14 protein-coding genes are annotated in these 16367 nt (G+C 59.5%); 10 read left to right on the top strand and 4 right to left on the bottom strand.

Features of this window, described 5'->3' with window-relative positions; all coding sequences use genetic code 11:
* Positions 1 to 151 precede the first annotated feature (151 nt).
* Genes flgB through flgE form a run of 4 tightly spaced genes read left to right on the top strand, consistent with a single transcriptional unit; the run spans position 152 to position 3095 of the window.
* Positions 152 to 559: a flagellar basal body rod protein FlgB gene (flgB, locus tag EAH74_RS04600; RefSeq protein WP_140676480.1), complete on the top strand. Its 408-nt coding sequence runs from the start codon at positions 152 to 154 to the stop codon at positions 557 to 559.
* 3 nt (positions 560 to 562) lie between these two features.
* On the top strand, positions 563 to 1006 hold the full coding sequence (flgC, locus tag EAH74_RS04595) for a flagellar basal body rod protein FlgC (protein WP_007937507.1): 444 nt from the start codon (positions 563 to 565) through the stop codon (positions 1004 to 1006).
* A 15-nt stretch (positions 1007 to 1021) separates the two neighbouring features.
* Entirely contained in the window at positions 1022 to 1744 is a 723-nt protein-coding gene (gene flgD, locus EAH74_RS04590) for a flagellar hook assembly protein FlgD (protein WP_140676477.1), read from the top strand.
* A 31-nt stretch (positions 1745 to 1775) separates the two neighbouring features.
* Positions 1776 to 3095: a flagellar hook protein FlgE gene (gene flgE / locus EAH74_RS04585; protein ID WP_123368755.1), complete on the top strand. Its 1320-nt coding sequence runs from the start codon at positions 1776 to 1778 to the stop codon at positions 3093 to 3095.
* Between the two features lie 224 nt (positions 3096 to 3319).
* Here the strand turns inward: flgE and EAH74_RS04580 are convergent, their stop codons facing one another.
* On the bottom strand, positions 3320 to 6214 hold the full coding sequence (locus EAH74_RS04580) for a ribonucleoside-diphosphate reductase subunit alpha (protein WP_140676475.1): 2895 nt from the start codon (positions 6212 to 6214) through the stop codon (positions 3320 to 3322).
* Positions 6215 to 6953: 739 nt separating this feature from the next.
* Between EAH74_RS04580 and EAH74_RS04575 the strand changes: the two genes are divergently transcribed.
* Positions 6954 to 7667: a response regulator gene (locus EAH74_RS04575; RefSeq protein ID WP_074879161.1), complete on the top strand. Its 714-nt coding sequence runs from the start codon at positions 6954 to 6956 to the stop codon at positions 7665 to 7667.
* Entirely contained in the window at positions 7664 to 9274 is a 1611-nt protein-coding gene (locus EAH74_RS04570; protein ID WP_140676473.1) for an ATP-binding protein, read from the top strand. Before EAH74_RS04575 ends, EAH74_RS04570 begins: the two co-directional genes overlap by 4 nt.
* A 161-nt stretch (positions 9275 to 9435) precedes the next feature.
* On the opposite strand, the gene EAH74_RS04565 is transcribed toward EAH74_RS04570, so the two are convergent.
* Entirely contained in the window at positions 9436 to 10161 is a 726-nt protein-coding gene (locus tag EAH74_RS04565) for a 4'-phosphopantetheinyl transferase family protein (protein WP_205012900.1), read from the bottom strand.
* A gap of 162 nt (positions 10162 to 10323) precedes the next feature.
* On the bottom strand, positions 10324 to 11115 hold the full coding sequence (locus tag EAH74_RS04560; RefSeq protein WP_123368759.1) for a dienelactone hydrolase family protein: 792 nt from the start codon (positions 11113 to 11115) through the stop codon (positions 10324 to 10326).
* A 140-nt stretch (positions 11116 to 11255) separates the two neighbouring features.
* Between EAH74_RS04560 and EAH74_RS04555 the strand changes: the two genes are divergently transcribed.
* From EAH74_RS04555 to EAH74_RS04540, 4 genes are all read left to right on the top strand, one after another.
* Positions 11256 to 11858 (top strand): porin family protein, encoded by a 603-nt coding sequence (locus tag EAH74_RS04555; RefSeq protein ID WP_140676467.1) that lies wholly within the window; start codon positions 11256 to 11258, stop codon positions 11856 to 11858.
* Positions 11859 to 12083: 225 nt separating this feature from the next.
* The gene (locus EAH74_RS04550; protein WP_140676464.1) at positions 12084 to 12761 is read left to right on the top strand and encodes a response regulator; all 678 of its coding nucleotides are present in this window, start codon (positions 12084 to 12086) and stop codon (positions 12759 to 12761) included.
* Positions 12758 to 14104 carry an ATP-binding protein gene (locus EAH74_RS04545; protein WP_140676461.1) on the top strand — a complete coding sequence of 449 codons (1347 nt, stop codon included), beginning with the start codon at positions 12758 to 12760 and terminating at the stop codon, positions 14102 to 14104. The genes EAH74_RS04550 and EAH74_RS04545 overlap by 4 nt, the downstream gene beginning before the upstream one ends.
* A 518-nt stretch (positions 14105 to 14622) precedes the next feature.
* Entirely contained in the window at positions 14623 to 14979 is a 357-nt protein-coding gene (locus EAH74_RS04540; protein WP_140676458.1) for a DUF6124 family protein, read from the top strand.
* A gap of 152 nt (positions 14980 to 15131) precedes the next feature.
* Here EAH74_RS04540 and EAH74_RS04535 read toward each other — a convergent pair whose 3' ends face one another.
* On the bottom strand, positions 15132 to 16130 hold the full coding sequence (locus EAH74_RS04535) for an AraC family transcriptional regulator (protein ID WP_140676455.1): 999 nt from the start codon (positions 16128 to 16130) through the stop codon (positions 15132 to 15134).
* Positions 16131 to 16367: the final 237 nt, after the last annotated feature.

The raw sequence follows: 16367 nt of genomic DNA, 5'->3' as shown, positions 1-16367 counted from the left end.
AAAGCGGCAGACGGCGGAAACCCGTTGCCGCTTTTCTGGCATTGCCACGTTGCCACGGCCCGCAAAGCCCCGGTTTACGGGCTTTTTTGAATTGGCACGCCGCTTGCTATGTCCCTGTTACGAAAAATCAGGTCACCCGAAGGTTTCCGACATGAGCATCAGCTTCGATAAAGCGCTCGGTATCCACGAACAAGCCCTGGGCTTCCGCGCTCAGCGTGCCGAAGTCCTGGCCAACAACATCGCCAACGCCGACACCCCGAACTACAAGGCTCGGGATCTGGACTTCTCGAAAGTGCTCGCCGAGCAGAACGAAAAGACCAAGAGCGGCACTTTCGCCTTGAACATGACCAACAGCCGTCATATCGAAGCCGAAGGCCTGGGCAATGGCGACGAGTCGCTGCTGTATCGCACGCCGATGCAACCGTCGATCGACCAGAACACTGTGGACGCCCAACTGGAACAGTCGAACTACGCGGAAAACGCGGTCGGCTTCCAGGCCAGCTTCACCCTGCTCAACAGCAAATTCAAAGGGCTGATATCAGCCCTGCGCGGAGAGTAAGCCATGTCTCTATCCAGTGTTTTCAACATTGCCGGTAGCGGCATGAGTGCCCAGACCACTCGCTTGAACACCGTCGCCAGTAACATCGCCAACGCCGAAACCGTCTCGTCGAGCATCGACCAGACCTACCGTGCTCGGCACCCGGTATTCGCCACCATGTTCCAGGGTGGCCAGAGCGGTGGCAGCGACTCGCTGTTCCAGAACCAGGACGCCGCCGGTCAAGGCGTGCAAGTGCTGGGCGTGGTCGAAGACCAGAGCAACCTTGAGGCGCGCTACGAGCCGAACCATCCGGCGGCCGACGCCAAGGGCTACGTCTACTACCCGAACGTCAACGTGGTGGAAGAAATGGCTGACATGATTTCCGCGAGCCGTTCGTTCCAGACCAACGCCGAAATGATGAACACCGCCAAAACCATGATGCAGAAGGTCCTGACCCTCGGTCAGTGATAAGGGGCGACTCAGATGAGTGTTACCGATACCACCAGTGGCATTAGCCTCAAGGACATCCTGGCCAACTCCTCGATCAAGACCAGCACCACGACGGATGGCCTGGCGTCGGCGACGAACAGCGCCACCGGCAAAAAGGCCCTGGGCAAGGACGCGTTCCTGCAGTTGCTGGTAACGCAACTGAAAAACCAGAACCCGCTGGAGCCACAGGACAACGGCGCGTTCGTCGCCCAGTTGGCGCAGTTCAGTAGCCTGGAAGGCATCACCACGCTCAACGACACCGTCAGTGGCCTGGCGAGCAATTACAACTCGTCCCAGGCGTTGCAGGCGTCGTCGCTGGTCGGGCGTTCGGTTATTGCACCGGGCGACAAGGCTGTGGTCGATACCTCCAAGAGTTTCAGCGGCACCCTTGCCGTACCGGCGTCGGTGGACCCGGTCCAGGTCAAGATCACCGATGCCGATGGCAAGGTTGTCCGCACCCTCAACCTGGGCAGCCAGGTCGCCGGTACTTCCAGTTTCATCTGGGACGGCAAAAACGATGCAGGCGAAGTGGCCAAGGCGGGTACCTATACCTTTGGCGCTACGGCGACCTACGACGGCAAGGCGACCTCGCTGGTGACGTACCTGCCGGCCACCGTCAACAGCGTGACCATCAGCCAGACCGGCGGTGAGTTGATGCTCAACCTGGCCGGGGCGGGCAGCATCGCCCTGTCCAAAGTACAAACCATTGGTATGTAGAGCCGACTAACACGGCACAAAGGAGTGGAATATGTCTTTCAATATCGGCCTTAGCGGTCTCTATGCAGCCAACAAACAACTGGACGTGACCGGCAACAACATCGCCAACGTCGCGACCACCGGTTTCAAATCGTCCCGTGCGGAATTCGAAGACGTTTACTCGGCCACCAAGCTGGGTTCCGGCAGCAAAACCATCGGTAACGGCGTGCGCCTGGCCAACGTTTCCCAGCAGTTCACCCAGGGCGACGTCAACAACACCGGCAACGTGCTGGACATGGGCATCAACGGTTCCGGCTTCTTCGTGCTGAGCGAGAACGGTTCGATGTCCTACACCCGTGCCGGTACGTTCAAGGTCGACAAGGACGGTTACGTCACCAATAGCGATGGCTCTGCGCGTCTGCAGGGTTATGGCGTGGATGCCAATGGCAAGATCCTCAATGGCGTTTTGACTGACCTGCGCATCGATACTTCGAACCTGGCGCCAAAAAACACCTCCACGGTTTCGTCGACGATTAACCTGAACTCCACCGCACCGGTTATCGATCAGGTTGCCACCCCGTTCGACCCAAGCAAAGAAGCTTCCTTCACCAAGCAGTTCAGTACCCCGATTTACGACACTCAGGGTAACTCGCACGTCATGGACCAGTACATGGTCAAGACGGGCGCGAACACCTGGAAAACCTACACCCTGATTGATGGTCGCAACCCGGATGGCACCGACCCTAGTCCTACCGCGATTCCGTTGAACCCGCCGGTCGCTTCGACCATGGTGTTCGATACCTCGGGCAATCTGGTTTCGGTCACCACACCGGCCGTTCCGGCGCCGATCGTCAGCCCTGACCTGAAGATCACCGGCTGGGTTCCCGGTACCGTGACCAATGGCGTGTGGACAGCGAACGGCGCTACTTCCGGCGTCGTTACGGTCTCCATGGACAAAACCACGCAGTACAACGCTGACACCGCGCGTTCGATTCCTTCGCAGAACGGCTACGCCACCGGCCAGATCACCAACCTGACCATCGACACCAGCGGTGTGATGCTCGCCAACTTCAGCAACAGCCAGACCAAGCCCATCGGCCAGATCTCGCTCGCCAGCTTCACCAACGAACAAGGTTTGCAGCCTGTAGGCGGCACCAGTTGGAAAGAAACCTATTCGTCGGGTATCCCGGGCTACGATGCGCCGAACACCGGTACCCTGGGCGAGATCCACTCCAACTCTCTGGAAGAGTCCAACGTCAACCTGACCAATGAACTGGTCGACCTGATCAAGGCGCAGAGCAACTACCAGGCGAACGCCAAGACCATTTCCACCCAAAGCACCATCATGCAGACCATCATTCAGATGACCTGATGCGGGTTGGCTGAAAGCGCTGCACAAAGAGCCCCTCGATCGAGGGGCTTTTTTGTGCCTGGCAGAATCAATATCAAAAGATCGCAAGCTCCTACAGGAAATTGCGATCCCCTGTAGGAGCTGTCGAGTGAAACGAGGCTGCGATCTTTTGATCTTAAAGGCAGGCAAAAGAAAACCCCCGACAATCCAGAGGACTGTCGGGGGGGTCGGGTTACCGGCTCAGCTTATTGGCAAGCTTCGCAATCCGGCTCGTCGATGGCGCAAGCCTTCGGCACTGGAGCTGGACCTGCGGGAGCTGCCAGGACCGAATCTTCACCGTGGTTGCCGCCGCTGGAAACAGCGTTCAGCTTGCCGGTGTTGATGGTCGACTTCTCGGTGCTGGTTGCGGCCAGGGCACGGAGGTAGTAAGTGGTTTTCAGACCACGGTACCAGGCCATGCGGTAGGTCACGTCCAGCTTCTTGCCCGAAGCGCCAGCGATGTACAGGTTCAGCGACTGAGCCTGGTCGATCCACTTCTGACGACGGCTGGCCGCGTCAACGATCCACTTGGTGTCCACTTCGAAGGCAGTCGCGTAGAGCTCTTTGAGTTCTTGCGGGATGCGCTCGATCTGCTGCACCGAACCGTCGTAGTACTTCAGGTCGTTGATCATGACCGAGTCCCACAGACCGCGAGCCTTCAGGTCGCGAACCAGGTACGGGTTGATCACGGTGAATTCGCCCGACAGGTTCGATTTCACGTAGAGGTTCTGGTAGGTCGGTTCGATCGACTGCGATACGCCAGTGATGTTGGCGATGGTCGCGGTCGGTGCGATGGCCATGATGTTGGAGTTACGAATGCCTTTCTGTACACGGGCACGAACCGGTGCCCAGTCCAGGGATTCGTTCAGGTCAACGTCGATGTACTTCTGGCCACGTTGCTCGATCAGGATCTGTTGCGAATCCAGCGGCAGGATGCCTTTGGACCACAGCGAACCCTGGAACGTCTCGTAAGCGCCGCGCTCGTCGGCCAGGTCGCAGGAAGCCTGGATCGCGTAGTAGCTGACCGCTTCCATCGACTTGTCGGCGAACTCGACGGCCGCGTCGGAACCGTAAGGAATGTGCTGCAGGTACAAAGCGTCCTGGAAGCCCATGATGCCCAGACCGACCGGACGGTGCTTGAAGTTGGAGTTCTTCGCTTGCGGCACCGAGTAGTAGTTGATGTCGATAACGTTATCGAGCATGCGAACGGCGGTGTTCACGGTGCGTTCCAGCTTGGCGGTGTCCAGCTTGCCGTTGGTGATGTGGTTCGGCAGGTTGATCGAGCCCAGGTTGCAAACAGCGATCTCGTCCTTGTTGGTGTTCAAGGTGATCTCGGTGCACAGGTTCGAGCTGTGAACCACGCCGACGTGCTGCTGCGGGCTGCGCAGGTTGCACGGGTCTTTGAAGGTCAGCCATGGGTGGCCGGTTTCAAACAGCATGGAGAGCATTTTGCGCCACAGGTCTTTGGCCTGGATGGTCTTGAACAGTTTGATCTTGCCTGGGTACTGGGACAGGGCTTCGTAGTACTCGTAACGTTCTTCGAAGGCTTTGCCGGTCAGGTCGTGCAGATCCGGCACTTCGGACGGCGAGAACAGGGTCCACGGGCCGTCATCGAAGACACGTTTCATGAACAGGTCAGGGATCCAGTTGGCGGTGTTCATGTCGTGGGTACGACGACGATCATCACCGGTGTTCTTACGGAGTTCGATGAACTCTTCAATGTCCATGTGCCAGGTTTCCAGGTAGGCACAGACAGCGCCTTTGCGCTTGCCACCCTGGTTAACGGCAACGGCGGTGTCGTTCACTACTTTCAGGAACGGAACAACGCCCTGGGATTTGCCGTTGGTGCCCTTGATGTACGAACCCAGTGCACGAACCGGCGTCCAGTCGTTGCCCAGGCCGCCAGCGAATTTGGACAACATGGCGTTGTCGTGGATCGCGTGGTAGATGCCCGACAGGTCATCCGGCACGGTGGTCAGGTAGCAGCTCGACAGCTGTGGACGCAGGGTGCCGGCGTTGAACAGGGTCGGGGTCGAGGACATGTAGTCGAAGGACGACAACAGGTTGTAGAACTCGATCGCACGGTCTTCCTTGTTCTTCTCTTCGATCGCCAGGCCCATGGCCACACGCATGAAGAAGATCTGCGGCAGTTCGAAGCGGATACCGTCCTTGTGGATGAAATAACGGTCGTACAGGGTTTGCAGGCCCAGGTACGTGAACTGCTGGTCGCGCTCGTGGTTGATCGCCTTGCCGAGTTTTTCCAGGTCGAAGGTGGCCAGGACCGGGTTCAGCAATTCGAATTCGATGCCCTTGGCGATGTACGAAGGCAGGGCCTTGGCGTACAGGTCGACCATTTCGTGGTGGGTCGCGCTTTCGGCGACTTCCAGGAAGCTCAGGCCTTCGGCACGCAGGGTGTCCATCAGCAGGCGAGCGGTCACGAACGAGTAGTTCGGCTCACGCTCGACCAGCGTACGGGCGGTCATCACCAACGCGGTGTTGACGTCGGTCAGGGCCACGCCGTCGTACAGGTTTTTCAGGGTTTCGCGCTGGATCAGGTCGCCGTCGACTTCTTCCAGGCCTTCGCACGCTTCGGTAACGATGGTGTTCAGGCGGCCCATGTCCAGAGGAGCAAAGGTGCCATCGGCGCGGGTGATGCGGATCGACGGGTGAGCGTTGACTGCTTCCTCGGCCGGTGCGTGGGCGGCGCGTTCTTTCGAACGACCGTCACGGTAGATCACGTAGTCGCGCGCTACTTTCTGCTCGCCGGCACGCATCAGGGCCAGTTCGACCTGGTCCTGGATTTCTTCGATGTGAATCGTGCCGCCCGAGGGCATGCGACGCTTGAAGGTCGCGGTGACTTGTTCGGTCAGACGGGCAACGGTGTCGTGGATTCGCGACGAAGCGGCAGCGGTGCCGCCCTCAACTGCGAGAAACGCTTTGGTGATGGCGACGGTGATCTTGTCATCGGTGTAAGGAACGACAGTGCCGTTACGCTTGATCACGCGCAGCTGGCCAGGCGCGGTGGCGGACAGATCCGAAGTCGAATCAGCGGCCTGCGGCAAGGTGCCCTGCGGGTTCTCGCGAGTTGTGTCGGTTTGCATGGGGGGTTGTCTCCACATTCTCTATGTTTGTTTGGGCACCATCACGGTGCCCACCGTTCCGTCCTGAAGCACTACAACCGGCGAGGGGCCGGGCATACCAACTTCGGGACAGATCAGGAAGGGGCAATTGGGGCGCCGCTTCCATGCCGAAGTCTTTGGTCCCAGGCCTTGAACCTGAAACCGGGATCCTTTTGGGTGACAGTAACTGACTGCAACACCCGTACCGTTAACGCCGTTTTCGGCTCAAAAACAGTAGCCATCCGCACGGGCGGTTTGGTCTTTCGAAAATACGTTTGGTTCAACCGGACAGAGGCAATAAAAGCGCTTGAAATCGGTGTCTGATTTGTGTTTGGTTTTTTACGCAAAACCCTACATGTAGGGTTTTTTTGGCGCCGGGGTACAAGATAATGCGTTTTGGGGGGTGTTGCAACGTACTACCTGTGGATAAACCTGTGCGTAAATTGTGTGTGAAAGGTGGAACGGGCGTGTAGGCCGCGACCTAGCTGGAGCGGACCGTTTTTCACTGATTTTCACCGATTGAAAACAGTCGCTCGGGTTTTTAAGGGCGCGAACCCTATCACAAAAAACCGCGTTGTCCGAACGCATTTACCGGCTTGTGTTCTTGGCGAGTGGCGTTTATACAATCGGCCAATGCAGATGCATTCTTATCCTCCCCAATCATTACAAAAAGACGGGCGGATCCTTCCTTATTAAGTGTTGTTGGCAAGCAGAGGTCACCGTGGAGCAAGAAGCCTGGCAGGTATTGATTGTCGAGGACGACCAGCGTCTGGCCGAACTGACCCGCGATTACCTGGAAGCCAATGGCCTGCGCGTATCGATCGAGGGTAACGGCGCCTTGGCCGCAGCCCGAATCATCAAGGAGAAACCGGACCTGGTGATCCTCGACCTCATGTTGCCGGGCGAGGATGGCCTGAGCATCTGCCGCAAGGTCCGCGACAAGTATGACGGCCCGATCCTGATGCTCACCGCCCGCACCGACGATACCGATCAGATTCTTGGCCTGGACCTGGGTGCCGACGACTACGTGTGCAAACCGGTTCGCCCACGTCTGTTGCTGGCGCGCATCCAGGCCTTGTTGCGACGCAGTGAAGCCCCGGAAGTGGCGCCGGAAAAACAACGGCGCCTGCAGTTCGGTCCGTTGGTGGTCGACAACGCATTGCGCGAAGCCTGGCTCAACGACAACGGCATCGAGTTGACCAGTGCCGAGTTCGACTTGCTTTGGCTGCTGGTGGCCAACGCCGGGCGCATCCTGTCCCGGGAAGAGATTTTCACTGCATTGCGCGGCATTGGCTATGACGGCCAGGACCGTTCCATCGACGTGCGCATCTCGCGCATTCGCCCGAAAATCGGCGATGACCCGGAGCATCCGCGGCTGATCAAGACCATCCGCAGCAAAGGTTATCTGTTCGTTCCGGAAGCCTGCACGCTGTGAACTCGATCTTCCTGCGCATCTATGGCGGCATGTGCGCGGCGCTGATTCTGGTGGCGGTACTCGGCGTGCTGGCCTTGCACCTGCTTAACCAGGTGCGCGGCGAGCAATACCGCGAACGCCTCGCCCACGGCACGTTCTCGCTGATGGCCGACAATCTGAACCCGATGAATGAAACCGAGCGCCACCGTGCCTTGCTGGTGTGGGAACGGTTGTTGGGGATTCCTCTGGCACTGAAGACCTTTGCCCAAACCGACCTCGACCTCACCCAGCGCACCCGCGTGCTGCGCGGTCAGGCGCTGGTGGAACAGACCGGTCCGCATGCGGCGAAGGTTTACCGGTTGGTCAGCGACAAGGAACAGCTGGTGCTGACCGGCGAAGTCCAGCAGATCAGCGAACAACTGGCCCGGGCGACTATTTACCTCTTGGCCGACGAATTGGTGCGCTACCCGGTGGCCGAGCAACCCGATCGCCTGGCGCAATTGAAGCGCGATAAAGGGTTTGGTTTCGACTTGCGGCTGGTGACGATCGAACAGGCGGACATGGACGAGGACCAGAGTCGCCGGGTGTCCGAGGGCGACACGGTGATGGCGCTGGGCAAGGGCGGCGATTCGATCCGGGTGTTTGCCGGCATGGTCGGTACGCCGTGGGTGCTGGAAATCGGCCCGTTGTATCAGATGAATCCTTATCCGCCGGAGTGGCTGGTGCTGATCGCCGCCCTGGGTTTGAGCCTGATCGGTTTGATCGTCTATTTGTTGGTGCGCCAACTTGAGCGACGTTTGCGTGGCCTGGAAGCGGCCGCCACGCGCATCGCCAAGGGCAGCCTGGAAACCCGCGTGCCGGCAAGCGGCGCGGACTCGGTGGGGCGGCTGGCCTCGGCGTTCAACGGCATGGCCGAGCACTTGCAGCAACTGTTGGCAATTCAGCGTGAGCTGGTGCGCGCCGTGTCGCATGAGCTGCGCACACCCGTGGCGCGGTTGCGATTTGGTCTGGAAATGATCGGCTCGGCCACCACGCCGCAGGCGTTGGAAAAATACTGCGAAGGCATGGACAACGACATCGAGGATCTCGATCGACTGGTGGACGAGATGCTCACCTACGCACGACTGGAACAGGGTTCACCGGCGCTGAATTTTCAGCGGATCGATCTGGATGCGTTGGTCGATCAGGTGATCGAAGAACTGGCGCCGTTACGCGCCGAGGTCACGGTGCAGCGCGGTTTGTGTTTGTCCGCCGCTGACAACGACGACGCTTGGGTCGAGGCCGAGCCGCGCTACCTGCACAGGGCGTTGCAGAACCTGGTGAGCAACGCCATGCGCCACGCTCAATCACGGGTGACCGTCAGTTATCAGGTCGGGCAGCAGCGCTGTCGAGTGGATGTCGAGGATGACGGGCCGGGCGTGCCGGAAACGGCCTGGGAGAAGATCTTCACGCCATTCCTGCGCCTCGATGACAGCCGTACCCGCGCCTCCGGTGGGCATGGATTGGGGTTGTCCATCGTGCGGCGAATCATCCATTGGCATGATGGCCGGGCGTTGATCAGCAAGAGCAAAAGCCTGGGTGGGGCGTGTTTCAGCCTGAGCTGGCCGCGGAATCAGGAGAAGCGTTGAGGCTTGGCGTATGACCTGTAGCAGCTGGCGAAGCCTGCGTTCGGCTGCGCAGCAGTCGTTAAACCATACAACTCGGTGCTTCAGATAAACCGCATGCACAGGATTTACGACTGCTTCGCAGCCGAACGCAGGCTTCGCCAGCTGCTACAGGGATCGCGTTCTCAGGCCTTGATGCTGACCAGACTCAACAACTGCCCATCCACCACCCCAAACTGCGCATCCAACTCAGTGCCATTGCACCATTCGCTGGACAGATCAGTCAGCAACCGCAGCCGCACTTCACCGCTCTCGGTCCACTCCAAGACTTCAGCGTGCTCGAAATAGAAGCGTTGCTGAACGATCGGATACAGCGCCTTGAACAGGCTTTCCTTCACCGAAAACGTCAAGGTCACCAGCATCGCCAACTGATCGCGACGGCCAGCGGTCATGCGTTGCAACTCGGGCGGGGTGAGGATTTCCCCGGCCAGTCGCTCGGCCCGTTCGGGGTTGAGCAGGTTTTCCAGGTCCATCCCCAGGCCGTGCCAGTGGGTTTTCTTCGCGACAATCGCCGAGGCCCGGCCGGTGCTGTGGGTAATCGAGCCCGTGATGTGCGTCGGCCACACCGGTGCCCGGTCTTCGCCGATGGCCGGGATGAAGCTCAGCCCTTCCAACTGTTGCAATGCCGCCCGAGCGCAAACTCGCCCGGCGAGGAACTCGGCCTGACGCTTGGCGACCGAACGCTGGATGGTGGGCGGCGGCTCGATGGCGCTGCGCTGGAAATCATCGCTGGCCAATTGCGAGGTATCGAAGTGAGTGCTCAACAGCACCGTATCGGGCAGCGCAAACGGCAGCGGCCAATGGGCATCGAGTGGGGTGCAGCAGACGGGGAGGGCGGGGGCGCGATTCATGTGGGGCATTTTGCCGGGTTGCTCTCAGGCTGGGTAGCCCTGACGGCAGACTGAGGTGTGGCCCTTCGCGAGCAGGCTCGCTCCCACAGGGATTTATGATGCTACATAGATCCAGTGTGGGAGCGAGCTTGCTCGCGATTAGCCGCGCCGCGGTCTGCCTGCTCAGCCAAATATCTTCTTGAAAAACGCCTGCATGTCCGCCCAGGATTTTTCATCCGCCGCCTTGTTATAGCCAATGTCCGGCCCGGCATGATCGCCATGGCTCAGACGATCCGCATCAGGATTACTGAACCCATGCTTGGCGCCCTCCAGGCTGACGAACTTATAGTCAGCCCCGGCCTTGTCCATTTCAGCCTTGAACGCTGCAACGTTATCCGGTGTGACCATGCTGTCCATCGCCCCATGCTCAACAAGAATTTTCGCTTTCACACTGCCAGGCGTCGCAGGCGTGTTAGTCGCCAGCGCACCGTGAAAACTCACCACGCCCGCCAGCGGCAAACCCTGACGTGCCGCATTCAGCACCACGCCGCCGCCGAAGCAATAACCGATAGCCGCGAGTTTGTTCGGGTCGGTTTGCGGTTGCTTCTTCAACAGATCGAGCCCGGCCTGAAAGCGCGCGCTGGACGCGGCACTGTCTTTCATTGCCGCTTGCATGAAGGCCATGGCGTCCTTGGGATGCTCGGTGTTCTTGCCGTCGCCATACATATCGATGGCCAGCGCGCTGTAACCCAGGCCGGCCAGATCACGGGCGCGGCGCTTGGTGTAGTCGTTGAGCCCCCACCATTCGTGCACCACCACCACGCCCGGGCGCTGGCCTTTAATGGCGTCGTCGTAGGCGTAATAGCCGATCAGCTTGGTGCCATCGGCACTCTGATAGGGGATTTCCTGAGTCTTGATAGCCGCCTGGCTGAGCCCGCTCAGGGCCAGCAAGACGAAAGCGAGAAACATGCGCATGGTCGGATCTCCAGACAGAAAAGTCATCAAAACAGCTTAGTCGGTTTGATTCAGCTCAGGTTCAGAGTGCGTTCAGGGGGAGTTCAGGGCCGGGTGAGTAACCTTGCCCCGTACCCAAATAGCACATAAGGAACTCCCCTATGACGGGCTTCAAAAAACTGCTTCTGGCTTTCACTGTCCTGAGCGCGAGTACCGCGGCTTTCGCTTCCGACGACAATTTCGCCAGCCTTACTTTTGGACAGACCAGCGACAAAGTCAAAAAGTCCCACGCCCTGAACGACAACCTCAACAGCCCGAACGCCGACGGCGTGATCGGCAAGGACAACACCTGGGGTGTGCGTCTGGGCCAGCAAAACAGCCAGGGCCGCTACTACGCCACTTACGACAACGTGTCGGGCTCGCACAATGGCATTAAACTGCGTCAGGAAAACCTCTTGGGCAGCTACGATCTGTTCTACCCGGTGGGCGGCAGCACCAAGCTGTTCGGCGGCGCCACGGCCGGTTTAACCAAAATGACTCAGGAGTCGCCAGGTTTCAGCCGCGACAGCGACATCGGTTACGCCATCGGCGGCCAATTGGGTGTCCTGCAACAGGTTTCGCAAAACACCTCGGTGGAACTGGGTTACCGTTATCTGCGCAGCAACGCCAGCACCGAGATGAGCGAGCGCGGTGGCAGCAAACAGGGTTCGCTGGACCTGACCAGCAGCGCCCAGACCTACCTGTCGGCGAACTACGCTTTCTGACAAGGGCATGCGCCAATGCCAGTGAGTTAAGCGATACCCTGTGGGAGCGAGCCTGCTCGCGAAAGCGGTATTTCAGGCGACATCAATGTTGACTATGCCGCCGCCTTCGTCGGAACGCCGCCCGGAGCAGGCTCGCTCCCACAGGTTGCGCTTAACTGACCGTTGCCATGTTAGCCATCGAGGTACGCGTGCCTCTGGAGATGTTGATTTGCGTAGGAGAGCGTTATGAAACTGCTGGTCGTCGAAGATGAAGCGCTGCTGCGCCATCACCTGCAAACCCGCCTGACGGACAGCGGCCACGTGGTCGAGTCCGTGGCCAACGCCGAAGAGGCGCTGTACCAGACCGAGCAGTTCAACCATGACCTGGCGGTGATCGACCTCGGTCTGCCGGGCATGGGCGGGCTCGACCTGATTCGTCAGCTGCGCTCGCGCGGCAAGACCTTCCCGATCCTGATCCTCACCGCCCGCGGCAACTGGCAGGACAAGGTCGAAGGCCTCGCCGCGGGCGCCGACGATTACGTGGTCAAGCCGTTCCAGTTCGAAGAACTCGATGCCCGGCTGAACGCGTTATTGCGCCGTTCCAGCGGTTTCACCCAGTCGAACATCGTCGCCGGGCCGTTGCTGCTGGACCTCAATCGCAAACAGGCGTCCCTCGATGAACAACCGCTGGCGCTGACCGCTTACGAGTATCGGATCCTCGAGTACCTGATGCGGCATCACCAGCAAGTGGTGGCCAAGGATCGCTTGATGGAGCAGCTCTACCCGGACGATGACGAGCGCGATCCGAACGTGATCGAAGTGCTGGTCGGCCGTCTGCGCCGCAAACTTGAAGGCCCGGCCGGTTTCAAACCGATCGATACCGTGCGTGGCCTCGGCTACCTGTTCAATGAGCGCTGCACTTGATTCGTTCCCTTCGTGTCCGGTTGATGCTCGCCGCCACGATCCTGGCGGTGTTGTTCATGCTGGCGTTGCTGCCAGCGATGCAGGGCGCGTTCAGCCTGGCGTTGCAGGACTCGATCGAACAGCGTCTGGCGTCAGACGTCACCACGCTGATCTCCGCCGCCCGGGTGGAGAACAACCGCTTGCAGATGCCGGCGCAGTTGCCCGATGAGCGTTTCAACCTCACTGACGGCCGATTGCTTGGCTACATCTATGACCGCGAAGGGCATCTGGTCTGGCGCTCGAAGGGCACCCAGGAAGAGCACATCAACTACAAACCGCGTTACGACGGACGCGGTAACGAGTTCGCGAGAATCAGCGAAGCCAACGGCCAGGAATTCTTCGTCTATGACGTCGAGGTCAAACTGCTCGGCGGCAAGAGCGCGGCGTTCAGCATCGTCGCGCTGCAACCGGTGCGTGAGTATGAAGCCACCCTCGAAGGCCTGCGGGAAAACCTCTACCTCGGATTCGGTGCCGCCTTGCTGGTGTTGCTCGCGCTGCTGTGGATCGGTTTGACCTGGGGCTTGCAGGCATTGCGCCGGCTCAGTCAGGAACTGGACGAGATCGAAAGCGGTACCCGCGAAAGCCTCAGCGAACAACACCCGCGCGAACTGCTGCGCCTGACCGGCTCCCTCAACCGCTTGCTGCACAGCGAGCGCGAACAACGCAGCCGCTATCGCGATTCCCTCGACGACCTGGCCCACAGCCTGAAAACCCCGCTGACCGTGCTGCAAGGCGTCAGCGAAGACATGGCCAAGCGCCCGGCAGATCGCAATCAGGCCTGGGTGCTGCAAACCCAGATCGAACGCATGAGCCAGCAGATCAGCTATCAACTGCAACGCGCCAGCCTGCGCAAAAGTGGCCTGGTGCGCCATCAGGTACGCCTGCGCCCGGTGCTGCAAAGCCTCTGCGACACCCTGGACAAGGTCTACCGCGACAAACGCGTGCGGGTGGCTTTCGATATGCCGGAGCCGTGTTATGTGCCTATCGAACAGGGTGCCCTGCTGGAAATGATGGGCAACCTGCTGGAGAACGCCTATCGCCTGTGCCTCGGCGAAGTACGCATCAGCGTGCGCGAAAGCCTTGGAGGGATTGAGTTGTGCGTTGAGGATGATGGGCCGGGCGTGCCACCGGATCAGCGAGCGCGGATTCTGCAGCGGGGGGAGCGGCTGGATCGGCAGCATCCGGGGCAGGGGATTGGTCTTGCGGTAGTGAAGGACATTATTGAAAGCTACAGCGCCAAGCTGACGCTGGGGGATTCGCCGATGGGCGGGGCGGCGTTCCGGATTCATTTTCCGGTGGTTTGATCGAAAGGTTGATTGTGTTCTTTCGGGCCTCATCGCGAGCAGGCTCGCTTCCACAATTGGATCTGCGTCGTTCGCAAAAAGTGGATGCTCCGCAGATCTCCGGTGGGAGCGAGCCTGCTCGCGATGAGGCCAGCCCTTACAGCGCAAATCCCACAGATTCTCTGCAATAAACAGCGGTGTTTAAAACACATCTCCAGACACTCACTCAGGCTACACATCCTTGCGCCGCTGCCTACGACTACGCCAGAATCCGCCGGCTTGTGCGCCTAAGGGCCGGGCTCTATCGTTTGCCGGTCGCTGAAAAACAGCGATCGGGTTTGGTAGCCCGGTTCAATCTGGCGCATTGCGCAACCTAATGCAGGGACTTTTTTCGTCTTCTGTTTTTATGGTGGCCATGCGTAGGGCGCCCTTGGGCGCGCCGGGTTGCCAGATGACCGGTCTACCAACCTCCGTATGGCCGCCACCCTCGTTTGGTAGCGAGGGTGATGGCTCCACTTTTATAATCTGGAGTTCCATCAATGTTCAAGATCACCCCAAATCCCCCAGAAACCGACGACGTTTCCCCGCACGAAACCCCCGACTCCAAAAAACTCAACGAAGCCGCCGATCGCGCCCTCGATTACTACCTCAACCCGGCTGCCCGCCTCAAAGCCACCCCGCGCACACCCGGCACCATGTTCATCGTCAACCCGGAACTCGATACCGAAACCCTGTTGGCCCACGCTTGCGAGTCGCTGGCCTCGGCCAATGTCATGACCATGGACCTGGCGGATCATATGGAGGGACCGAGTCGCAATTCGCTGTTGGGTATTGCGCAAATCATGCTGGGCGAGCTGGCGGTGAATCGGGCGCTGGATAACATCGATCCACAGTAGTCGTTCGGTCAGGTAGACCGCGTCATCGTTCAATCGCGAGCAGGCTCGCTCCCACATTTGGATCTGCTGGGTTCACAAAATGGTGTGTGCACAGCAAATCTATTGTGGGAGCGAGCCTGCTCGCGAAGGGGACAGTCAATTCAACCGGAGATTCAGTTCTCTTGCGCGCGGTAAGCCCCAGGCGTCAAACCGGTCCACTTCTTGAACGCCCGGTGAAACGCCGAAGGCTCGGAAAACCCCAACTGCTCGGCAATCTGCTGCAACGACAAATCCGCCCGCCCTAGGTGATAAATCGCGATGTCCCGGCGCAGCTGATCCTTCAATTCCTGAAAACTCGACCCTTCCTCCCGCAAATGCCGACGCAAGGTTTGCGGGCTGATGTGCATATGCGCAGCCACCGCTTCAAGGTCCGGCCAGCGAGAACTGTCGCGGCTGAGCAGCCTTCGCAACTGGCTGCTCAAACTGTCACCGTCATCCGGGCGCGACAACAGGTCGGCGGGGGAGTGTTCGAGGAAGTGTTTGAGCGTCCGTTCGTCCTGCAACAGCGGCATGCTCAAGTAGCGACTGTGAAACAGCAGGCTGCTTTGCGCCGTGGAAAACGCCAGAGGGCAGGGGAACAGTAAATCGTATTCGGCGCCGTGCTCGGGTTTCGGGTAACTGAACGTCGCCTGTTCCAGGCGAATACGCTGGCCGATCAGCCAGCTGCCGAGTCGATGCCACACCATCAGCTGGCTCTCGGTGAGGAAGTGGTCCGGGTCGCGGAACTGCGAATCGTCGAGGCTCAGGCGAATCATTTCGTCTTCGCGGGTCAGGGTCAGACGCGGACTGTCGGGGAATAAGCTATAAAACAATAAGCCGCGATGGAGTGCTTTCTCCAGATTGCGGCAGTGGATCACCGCATGGCACATCATCGCGAAGCTCCCGGTTTTGCTCGGGACCGGCCCGAAGCCCAGGTATTCGTCGTCCAGTGCCAGCCACAGTCCCTGGATCAATCGGGTGAACTGTTCAGGCGCGATTCGCGCACGCGGCTCTTCAAGCAACTCGGGGCTGATGCCGAGTTGTTGCAGTAAACTTGAATAGTCATAACCCAGCCGGCGTGCGCCACCGAGGGCGGCACGGGCGAAATGACTGGCGATGGTGCGTTCGCGCATAGAAGGCAAGTCCGTCCATTGAACGGCCGATGGTAGCCGTGGAGCCTGATGATGGACAAGGCGGATATCCGCCAATTTGCAGGACGAGGTCTGGTCGATGGGCGGGAATCCGCCACTTTGCCGTAACCGTTTGGTGACAAAGAAAAACCTGCAACCCTTGATGTCAAAAGGCTTGCTGGCGATTTGACGAAGGTGGCACGGGCCTTGCGATACAACCGGCAGATGCCTGCCGTTGCG

It is taken from the genome of Pseudomonas mandelii (genome assembly GCF_006438925.1).
In the GTDB taxonomy this organism is placed as follows: domain Bacteria; phylum Pseudomonadota; class Gammaproteobacteria; order Pseudomonadales; family Pseudomonadaceae; genus Aquipseudomonas; species Aquipseudomonas mandelii_C.
Note: the sequence above shows the minus strand (reverse complement) of the source record. Positions and strands in the feature narration are given on the sequence as shown.

Coding starts and splice junctions, on each gene's coding strand:
- EAH74_RS04565 (WP_205012900.1), bottom strand. CDS start 10,161: ATGAATCGCGCCCCCGCCCTCCCCGTCTGCTGCACCCCACTCGATGCC.
- EAH74_RS04560 (WP_123368759.1), bottom strand. CDS start 11,115: ATGCGCATGTTTCTCGCTTTCGTCTTGCTGGCCCTGAGCGGGCTCAGC.
- EAH74_RS04550 (WP_140676464.1), top strand. CDS start 12,084: ATGAAACTGCTGGTCGTCGAAGATGAAGCGCTGCTGCGCCATCACCTG.
- flgB (WP_140676480.1), top strand. CDS start 152: ATGAGCATCAGCTTCGATAAAGCGCTCGGTATCCACGAACAAGCCCTG.
- flgE (WP_123368755.1), top strand. CDS start 1,776: ATGTCTTTCAATATCGGCCTTAGCGGTCTCTATGCAGCCAACAAACAA.
- flgD (WP_140676477.1), top strand. CDS start 1,022: ATGAGTGTTACCGATACCACCAGTGGCATTAGCCTCAAGGACATCCTG.
- EAH74_RS04555 (WP_140676467.1), top strand. CDS start 11,256: ATGACGGGCTTCAAAAAACTGCTTCTGGCTTTCACTGTCCTGAGCGCG.
- flgC (WP_007937507.1), top strand. CDS start 563: ATGTCTCTATCCAGTGTTTTCAACATTGCCGGTAGCGGCATGAGTGCC.
- EAH74_RS04580 (WP_140676475.1), bottom strand. CDS start 6,214: ATGCAAACCGACACAACTCGCGAGAACCCGCAGGGCACCTTGCCGCAG.
- EAH74_RS04540 (WP_140676458.1), top strand. CDS start 14,623: ATGTTCAAGATCACCCCAAATCCCCCAGAAACCGACGACGTTTCCCCG.
- EAH74_RS04535 (WP_140676455.1), bottom strand. CDS start 16,130: ATGCGCGAACGCACCATCGCCAGTCATTTCGCCCGTGCCGCCCTCGGT.